2 protein-coding genes and 1 pseudogene are annotated in these 1,485 nt (G+C 34.7%); all 3 read right to left on the bottom strand.

Features of this window, described 5'->3' with window-relative positions:
- Positions 1 to 110, bottom strand: a pseudogene (locus AC1DTM_RS26165) (DUF4181 domain-containing protein); the annotation flags it as partial.
- 17 nt (positions 111 to 127) lie between these two features.
- A complete protein-coding gene (locus tag AC1DTM_RS26160; RefSeq protein WP_477001253.1) occupies positions 128 to 964 on the bottom strand; it encodes a PP2C family serine/threonine-protein phosphatase in 837 nt (278 codons plus the stop codon).
- On the bottom strand, positions 948 to 1,448 hold the full coding sequence (locus AC1DTM_RS26155; RefSeq protein WP_080025076.1) for an HIT family protein: 501 nt from the start codon (positions 1,446 to 1,448) through the stop codon (positions 948 to 950). The genes AC1DTM_RS26160 and AC1DTM_RS26155 overlap by 17 nt, the downstream gene beginning before the upstream one ends.
- Positions 1,449 to 1,485: the final 37 nt, after the last annotated feature.

The following is a 1,485-nucleotide window of genomic DNA, read 5'->3' as shown; positions in this document are numbered from 1 at the left end:
TTATTATTCCATCCTTTTTGTTTCGGTATATTTAGCCATTTTCTCACTATATGTTCTAAGACAAATAAGAATATGATCCATAAAACTAATACAAGCACTTTCACATGCAATAGAGAGATCGCCTCCTTTACCTTATCGTCTGGATTTTCTCCGGCTGATCACTTGGATACGTAGCATTCCTTTTATTTTCAACGTCCCAACTAATAATTGTCGCACTATCACGTCCCAACTGATGATGCACGTGTTCTAAAACATTGTGAATATTTGCTTTAAGTGTTTTATTATTTCTATTCATAGCATTATACAAATTTACAGGTGTTTCATATCGTCGTTCCCCACATTCCAATACCCCATCTGTCACCATTACAATTCGATTCTTTCCAGTACGTAGTTCACGAATTCCTGACGAATAGCAAGGAACCGGTAAATCAAATGTGTTTACATTTCCAATCCATTCGTAAAAGTGGCGTTGATTCAATGTATATTGTCCTAATTTATGTAATTCATCATGAAATACATAAATTAGGCAATCTCCAATAGATAGCCACCATATGTAATTTTCTTTTCTTACACATATTAAGCAAGCTGTTTCACCTTTTACCCTTTCGCATTTTTCTTTAAATGACTGCGATTGAAAAATTGCAAGTATATTATTTTCAACAGATCGAAATACTGTTTCAATCGGTTCATTCATAATCGCTTTTACATTTTCATATTCTGCTTGAATCGTACTTACAACTAAATCAACACTTTCTGCACTATTATGTCCGTCTAATATAACGGTGAATTCCCAATCACCATTCGACCAAACTAATGCACCGTCTTCATTCTTTTTTGCTCCGGCACTTATATTCCCGCCGTATTTACCAAGTACGATATCACCATATTGCTTTACTGAAATTTCGTCTAAACACATATCCCTACTTCCAACCCATGAATATTGTGTATTATTTGTTGTATGCATACTCATTTACCATATACTTTCGTATTCTTTCGCATAGTTTTTTAATTTTCTCTGAATCTCCATGTGGTGCACCAGTCCAATTTGCTACTTCAGTCGGTGACCAAAACTCTTTTGGTGTATTTGGATAACGCGGTATAATGTGCATATGCATATGTGGTACACCATTTCCTGAAACGAAAGTATAAATATGTTCTGCACCTTCGCATTCTTTTAGCGCTTTACTTACTCTACTTGTTATCAGCCCGAATGCTTTTGCCTCATTTTCAGTTAATTCAGCGAGACCAGGTACATGTCTTTTTATATCAATCATTACATAACCAAGATATGTTTCTTCTTTATCCCAATGGACATGCCCAACGTATATGAGAGCATCTTCATAAATAGCACCACCTGGAACTATAATGTTTCCTTTATGTTTTTCGCAAATAAAGCAGTTTTGTTCTGCTTGCTTGTTCATTGGCATATCCATCACCATCCTTTTCATATATAATATCATAAAAAAAGGAAAAACAGGTTTTATA

It is taken from the genome of Bacillus sp. P4_D3 (assembly GCF_056401855.1).
Note: the sequence above shows the minus strand (reverse complement) of the source record. Positions and strands in the feature narration are given on the sequence as shown.

Bases quoted from the DNA above. Each gene is read 5' to 3' on its own strand.
- AC1DTM_RS26155 (WP_080025076.1), bottom strand. From the start codon at position 1,448: ATGAAAAGGATGGTGATGGATATGCCAATGAACAAGCAAGCAGAACAA.
- AC1DTM_RS26160 (WP_477001253.1), bottom strand. From the start codon at position 964: ATGCATACAACAAATAATACACAATATTCATGGGTTGGAAGTAGGGAT.